The following is a 7,226-nucleotide window of genomic DNA, read 5'->3' as shown; positions in this document are numbered from 1 at the left end:
CCTGTTCCCCCCAGCCAAACGTTATGGCACCCCTGCTGACAGACGCAGAGGGTAGAGAAACCACCTGATTTTTATATGGATATTGCTACAGAAATATGGGATGTAGAAAACTGGACAACAAAAATAGTTTAATTTAAAAAATCTCGTTGCAAGAAATCTTTGCAACGAGATTTTTATTATAATTTTTTAGCAAGAAGAGCAGCACCAATAGCACCAGCAAATCTTCCTAAATTGTTACTTTTAACATTAACATTTAATTTTTTAGAAAGTTCTGAAATAACATATGGATTATCACAAAGACCTCCAGTTATACAATAAGAAAGACTAGGATCAGTTTTATTGCACATAGAAATAACTTTGTTAATAACAGAATTTATAATACCAAAAGATATATTTTCTCTAGAAGTTCCTTGACCAATTAAACTAATAACTTCACTTTCAGCAAAAACAGTACACATAGAGCTGATGGAAGTATCTTTTCCTTCTTGTGCAAGCAACGATAGATCATCTATAGTTATACCTAAAATATTACTCATAACTTCTAAAAAACGACCAGTACCAGCAGAACATTTATCATTCATGAAAAAATTATTAACAACGCCATGATCAATTGAAATAATTTTTGTATCCTGTCCACCAATATCAATAACTGTCATATCATTTTCGTTAAAAATATGTTTGGCACCCATAGCATGACAAGTTATTTCAGTTACTACTTTATCAGCATAAGGAACAGATATTCTTCCATAACCAGTGGCAATTATATTGCTATTGGTTTCTGTTATATTATTGTTTAATAATTTTTCTTTTATTTTTTTAGCTGTTTCAATAGAACTCCATCCAGTAGGTTCAGTAAAATAGTCAATTAAAGTTTCATTTTTAAAAATAGCAACTTTAGCAGCAGTAGATCCAATGTCAATACCTATAAAAAAATCTTTCATTATATCATCTCTACAAAGGCTTCTATTCTAGTTTTAACCTGTCCTAGATCACTTTGTGAATAATCTGTTTCTAAAGATATGAAAGGCACATTTAAAGAAGTACAGTGTCTTCTAATGTCATGTGTTTCTATTGCATAAGTATGACATGATTGAAGAACCACTTCAATAACTCCATCAACTTCGTATTCTTTTACCATTCTTTCTAAAAGTTCTTTTCTTTGAGAATTTGGACTCATAATAGAACATGGAATATTTAAATATTTATCTCCTAAAGCAACAATGGGATCTATATTTTCATCAACATTAAACTCTAAATTTTTAGCTCCTCCACAATTTTCATAAGCTACAACAATAGCACCAGTTTCTTCAATAGGTTTAATAATTTTATCAACAACTCCTCCTAAAGGACATCCAGTAACTAAAATTCTAGGTGTTTTTTTATTAGATAAAAACTCCTTATTTTTATATTTATTTTTAAAAGTTTCAATTAATTCTAAAATTTGTTTGTTTTGTAATTCTTTATCAAAAGTATAGTTAGCTCCTTGTAAAATCTTTTGTATTTCATAACCAGAGATTACAGATGGATTTAATTTTCCTAAACTATAAAATTCTTTTAGAATTTCTCTTTCTCTATTGCAAAGTTTAATAGCTTCTTTTAATTTTTCATCAGTTATTTTTGTATTAAATTTACTTTCTAATTTTTCTTTAAAAATTGAAATTTCATTTTCCCAAAGTTCTTTACTTAAAGAACCTTTTTGTGTATGTGGAAGTTGCATAATATGAACATCTTTAAGTTCTCCTAAATATTCATACATTTTCTTTTTCCCATCACAAGTAGTCTCTCCAACAATTAAATCTGAAAAATACATGTATGGACATTTATCAGTTAAAGCAAATCCATAACTAGCTTTTATAAGTGGACATAAATTTTTAGGGAGATGTTTTTCACTTTCTGGAATAGTTTCTTCGCTAATTGAGCAAAGAGAAACAGGATATGCATTAGCAGCATATATTAACTCCTTTGGAGTATATGTACAAAAAACACCTACAATATTTTTATTTTGATCTTTTAATTCTTTTACCTTTAAAAAGCCATTTCTTCTAGCATCAGAAAAGCTATCTAGCATATTTTCAAATTTATTATTCATTAATATCCTCCAATTTTTAATTTTAAATGTTCTTGACAACACTTTGTCTTATTTAGTATTGAAAACAATTTAAAATTAGCATTATATAAATATTAATTAATAATAAATAAAATTATGTTAATAATAAAGTGTTTTCCAGTAAATCTTTTAACCTAAAAGATTTTATTAATCACTGTACTCACTTCATAAAGGTCCTCCTGTATAATTCTGAATATGTTAATAGTATCTTAAAACAGAACAAAAGTCAATGCAAAATATAAGTTAAAATAAAAATATATTTTAAAATGATTAAAATATGAAAATTTAAAAGTCTTAAATTAGTCTTTAAATAATTTATAAAATAATTATTGATTTTTAGTACTAAATGCAGTATAATAAATTATAAATTGTTACTGTTTAAGGGGAAAGTATAAAAAAACAGATTATATCTAATTAAAGACAATTTAAGGGAATTGAGAAAAGGAAAATAGAGAAGTCTTTATATTGCTAGGGGAATAGTAATATAAACTTAATGAAAAAAAGGATTGAAAATAAGTATAAAATATAAAGAGATAAAATTTCTGAGGGGAGAATTTATCTCTTTATTCTTTTATTGTAAAATATTAATAAATGGAGTATACTACAACATGCATTTATTAATATTGTGAAAAAAATAATTTTGGGAGAATATATGAAGGATAAAAAAATTTTATATAATAAAATTATAAAAAATATTATCCCTGTATTGTTTATGGTAATACTATCTATTATTGTTTTAGATTTTGCATATACATTGGTTTATTCTAAAAAAGATATAACAAAAATATTGTTATATAATAGTAATCAGGAAAAATGGAAAATAGAAAATATTTTAAAAAAATATAAAGAACTAATTAGTTCAATGTGTGAGGATATACAGTTTACAGATACACAGATAAGTTTAGTAAATAGAGCTGAAAAAGCTATTCCTTATCAAAAAAATTTCAATTTAGAAATGATAGGAATAAGTGATGAAAATGGAAAGTCAACAAGTACTTTTAATGAAGAAATTGGAAATATTTCTGAAAGAAAATATTTTAAAGAAGCTATATGTAAAAGAAAAATGATAATTAGTTCTTTGATTTATGCTAAGGCAAATGGTAAAAAGATCTATGTTGTTTGTAAACCTTTTTTTAATAAAAAAAATAAAATTACAGGGACTATACATGGATCAATAAAATTTAAAGAAGTTCAGAAAATGTTATATAATAAAAATGATGTTATTTATTCAGCTATTGTTGATGAAAACTATAAAATAATTGCTCATAGTTTAAAAAAAAATATTTCTGAAAAAAATAATGCAATTATTTTTGAACATTTTTTAGGAATTAATGAAAATGAAATATTATTAAATTTAAAAAATAAAATTCCAGGAATCTATTATAGTTATTCTTTAAAAAAAGTTGGAGTATACATTGTTTCATATAATTTTATAGAAGATACAAATTGGATTATATTAACTAAAATTAATATATTAAAATATATTAATAATATTTTTTTGATTTTTATTATAAAATGTTTATGTACAATATTGATATTTATATTAATTGCTAATTACTTAAAAAAGAAAGTATTAGAAGAAACAAAATCAGTAGATAAATTCTTATATGAGGCTTCTAACTATTCAAATGAAGATTTAAAAAATAAAAATTCTTTAGATAAAATATTAATAGATTCTACAATAGGTTTTGAAGATCCATTGACAAAAACATTGAGGAAAGAGATTTTTATAAAAAATGTTAAGAATATATTAGAAAAGAATAAAGATGAAATGTCTTTAATTTTATTTGTTGATTTAGATAATTTAAAAAAAGTGAATGACACTCTTGGGCATGAGTATGGTGATAGAGTTATAACTTTATTTTCTGAAAAATTAAAGTTTTTTTTGAAAAATTTTGATTTTAAAATAGGAAGATATGGAGGAGATGAATTTATTGTATTTATAAAAAATGCTTCATTGAAAGATATTGATTTTATTAGAAAAAATATAAATAAAGCTCTAAAAGGCAAAATAAGAACAAATTATATTTCAATAAATTACTCTGCAAGTGTAGGAGCATCAATTTATCCAACTCATTCTAAAGATATAGAAAGTTTAATTGATAAAGCAGATAAAGCAGTTTATTCTTCAAAGAAAAAAGGAAGAGATTCATTTACATTATATTAGTAAAAATGGAAGCTTATAAACTTCCATTTTTTAGATTCTTTTTAATTTATTTGTGAGCTTACTACTGTGAACTATAATTGGAACTCTTTCAACTTGTACAATACTGGTATCAATTCCAAACCATTTTTCAGGAGAGATTGCAAATTTTCTTATTAATAGTTTTAAAGAAATAATAAAGTTGTCCCAAGAAGTTAAATTATTTTCATTGGATAAAACTTCTTCTAAAAGGATAAATTTAAAGTCTCCAACAGTGTATCTATTTTCTTCATTTATCATATATTCTTTTGGAGTATATTGTAATTCTTTACTTTCTACTAAATCTTTTATAACTTGTCTTAATAGTAGGTTTATTCCTTGATTAACTCTGAAACCTAATTTAAATTTAATTATAAAAATTTGATTAGGAATTATAGTTTTTATTTCATATTCTTCAGTTTCAGGTTCTTCAGTTACTTCTATATTAATAAACCAATAATATTTTGATTTTTTAGGATATTTATTAAAAATAGAAAATAAAATTTTATTTTCTATTTGATTCCATTTGGAAGATTTTGTTAAATAAACTAGATGAGTTGAATAAAGTGGTAATTCTTTATCATCTTTTAGACTTTTAAATTTATCTATGTATTGTTCTATATTTTTATAAATTGTATATCTCGATTTTATAGTACTACCGTATCTCCAAATATACATTATGAATATTAGAAAACCAGAGATTAAAAGAGTTATATATCCACCTGTGAATATTTTAAAAATATTAGCGTATAGAAAACTACCTTCTATTGTTAAAAATAAACAGAGAACTAAATAGCTTGAAAATATTCGTTTTTTATTATGTCTTATATAATAAGATAAAAGTATAGTTGTCATGATCATAGTTATAATTATAGCTAAACCATATGCAGATTCCATATTTTCTGATTTTTTAAAAAATAAAATCATAAAAACACATCCTAAATAAAAAGTATAATTTACATAAGGAATATATATTTGTCCTTTTTGGTCATTGGGATACTTAACACATAGTCTTGGAAAGAATTTAAGTTTAATTGCTTCAGATACAAGTGTGAAAGAACCTGAAATTAAAGCTTGGCTTGCTATAATAGCTGCTAATGTTGAAATTATAATTCCAGTTATTATAAAACTTTTTGGCATTATTAAAAAAAATGGATTATTTGAAATGATTTTCCCATTATGTCTTAATAAATAAGCACTTTGTCCAAGATAATTTAGAATTAATGCTGTTTTCACAAAAATCCAAGTATAATATATATATTTTCTTCCACAGTGACCTAAATCAGAGTATAAGGCTTCAGCACCTGTTGTACATAAAAAAACAGCTCCTAAAATATATATTTTATTGGGATTAGAAATTAATAAGTTAATTCCATATATTGGATTAAAACCTTTTAATATTATAGGGAAGGATATAATTTGACTAAGACCAAGAATAGCTAACATAGAGAACCAAATAAACATTATTGGTCCAAATATTTTTCCTATTTTTTCAGTTCCAAATTTTTGAAAAATAAATAGGAAGGTTAGAATAATTAAAACAATAAAAATAATAGTATCAACTTTTAAAGGAATTATTATTTTTAAACCTTCTATAGCTGAAGTAATAGTTACTGGTGGAGTTATCATTCCATCTGCTAAAAGAGAGGCTCCTCCAACAATAGCAATAAAACCTAACCAAGTTTTTTTATTTTTTAAAAGAGCATACAGAGAAAAAATTCCACCTTCTCCTTTATTATCTGCTTTTAAAGTTAAAAGAACATACTTTATAGTTGTTTGAAGTGTTAAAGTCCAAATAATAAGAGAAAGTCCTCCTAAAATTAGATTTTCATTTACTATGTAGTTATTGGTACTGAGTATTGCTTTCATTACATATAATGGAGATGTTCCTATATCTCCATAAACTATTCCCAAAGCTACAAATAAAGTTTTAAGAGATATATTTCTACTATTATTTTCCATAAATTCCTCCGATGATACTTTCGTCAAAAAATAAAAACACCTCAGTTAGTCAAGGTGTTTTGGCTTTCTTTAATTATATTGACGTAGAAATTTTTCTTATTGTTTTAAATTATTTTTTAGTAATATATTTATTATAAAGATATTGAATATACTTTTCAGGGTTTATCTTAGTATTTGTTATATCAAAGAGGATTTCTTCTGGTGATTTAGTTCCACCATATTTATGAATATTTTCTCTAAACCATAGGTGAAGTTTTTTTAATGAGTTAATACTTAAATTTTCTAAAATATTAGTATTTTTTATAAGATACTCATAAATTTCAGCACTATAAATATTTCCAATAACATAGGTTGGGAAATATCCCCAGTATCCAGAAAACCAATGAACATCTTGTAAAATTCCATTTGAAACATTAGTTGGAACTATTCCTAAATAATTATGATATTTTTCATTCCATTTCTCTTCTAAATTATCAATAGTTATTTTTTTACTTAAAAGATCTCTTTCTAATTCATACCGAATAATAATATGCAAATTATATGTTAATTCATCAGCATCCATACGTATTAAAGATGGATTAACACTATTTAATGAATTATATAAAGATATAATATTAATTGAACTTAATTCTTTATGAGAATCTAAAAAATTATTAGAGATGTTTTGCCAAAAATTAATATTTTTTCCGATCATATTTTCATAGAATTTAGCTTGGCTTTCATGAAGAGACATTGATGAGGCTTCAGCAAGTAGTGTTCCAATAAGTTTAGAATCAATATCTTGCTCATAAATACCATGTCCTCCCTCATGAAAAGCTGTAGTTATACATGGTCTAATATCATTAGTATCAAAATATGTGGTTATTCTAACATCATCTTTACTATTAGCTAAGGTCATTGGATGATGACTTTCATCAAAACGTCCTCTTGAAAAATCGAAATCAATTGATTCTAAAATAAATTTTGTAAAATCTT

The 7,226-nt window shown here is 24.2% G+C and carries 4 protein-coding genes and 1 pseudogene; 1 reads left to right on the top strand and 4 read right to left on the bottom strand.

Translation table 11 applies throughout. The features are described 5' to 3' along the window. Positions 1-176 precede the first annotated feature (176 nt). Entirely contained in the window at positions 177-941 is a 765-nt protein-coding gene (locus Q0V09_RS05540) for an acyl-CoA dehydratase activase (RefSeq protein ID WP_297487559.1), read from the bottom strand. Next, positions 941-2,089, bottom strand: a complete 1,149-nt coding sequence (locus Q0V09_RS05535; protein ID WP_297487557.1) for a double-cubane-cluster-containing anaerobic reductase — start codon at positions 2,087-2,089, stop codon at positions 941-943. Before Q0V09_RS05535 ends, Q0V09_RS05540 begins: the two co-directional genes overlap by 1 nt. 670 nt (positions 2,090-2,759) lie before the next feature. Here Q0V09_RS05535 and Q0V09_RS05530 point away from each other — a divergent pair. Then, complete coding sequence (locus Q0V09_RS05530) at positions 2,760-4,274, top strand: sensor domain-containing diguanylate cyclase (RefSeq protein WP_297487555.1); 1,515 nt, start codon at positions 2,760-2,762, stop codon at positions 4,272-4,274. Between the two features lie 30 nt (positions 4,275-4,304). Here the strand turns inward: Q0V09_RS05530 and Q0V09_RS05525 are convergent, their stop codons facing one another. Together Q0V09_RS05525 and Q0V09_RS05520 are read right to left on the bottom strand one after the other, a co-directional pair. After that, complete coding sequence (locus Q0V09_RS05525; protein ID WP_297487553.1) at positions 4,305-6,251, bottom strand: KUP/HAK/KT family potassium transporter; 1,947 nt, start codon at positions 6,249-6,251, stop codon at positions 4,305-4,307. Between the two features lie 109 nt (positions 6,252-6,360). Continuing rightward, positions 6,361-7,226 (bottom strand): annotated as a pseudogene (locus tag Q0V09_RS05520) (carboxypeptidase M32); the annotation flags it as partial.

Origin of the sequence: uncultured Cetobacterium sp., assembly GCF_947039425.1 — a bacterium.
In the GTDB taxonomy this organism is placed as follows: Bacteria; Fusobacteriota; Fusobacteriia; order Fusobacteriales; family Fusobacteriaceae; genus Cetobacterium_A.
This window is presented reverse-complemented; position numbering and strand designations above follow the sequence as displayed.

Coding starts and splice junctions, on each gene's coding strand:
- Q0V09_RS05525 (WP_297487553.1), bottom strand. CDS start 6,251: ATGGAAAATAATAGTAGAAATATATCTCTTAAAACTTTATTTGTAGCT.
- Q0V09_RS05535 (WP_297487557.1), bottom strand. CDS start 2,089: ATGAATAATAAATTTGAAAATATGCTAGATAGCTTTTCTGATGCTAGA.
- Q0V09_RS05530 (WP_297487555.1), top strand. CDS start 2,760: ATGAAGGATAAAAAAATTTTATATAATAAAATTATAAAAAATATTATC.
- Q0V09_RS05540 (WP_297487559.1), bottom strand. CDS start 941: ATGAAAGATTTTTTTATAGGTATTGACATTGGATCTACTGCTGCTAAA.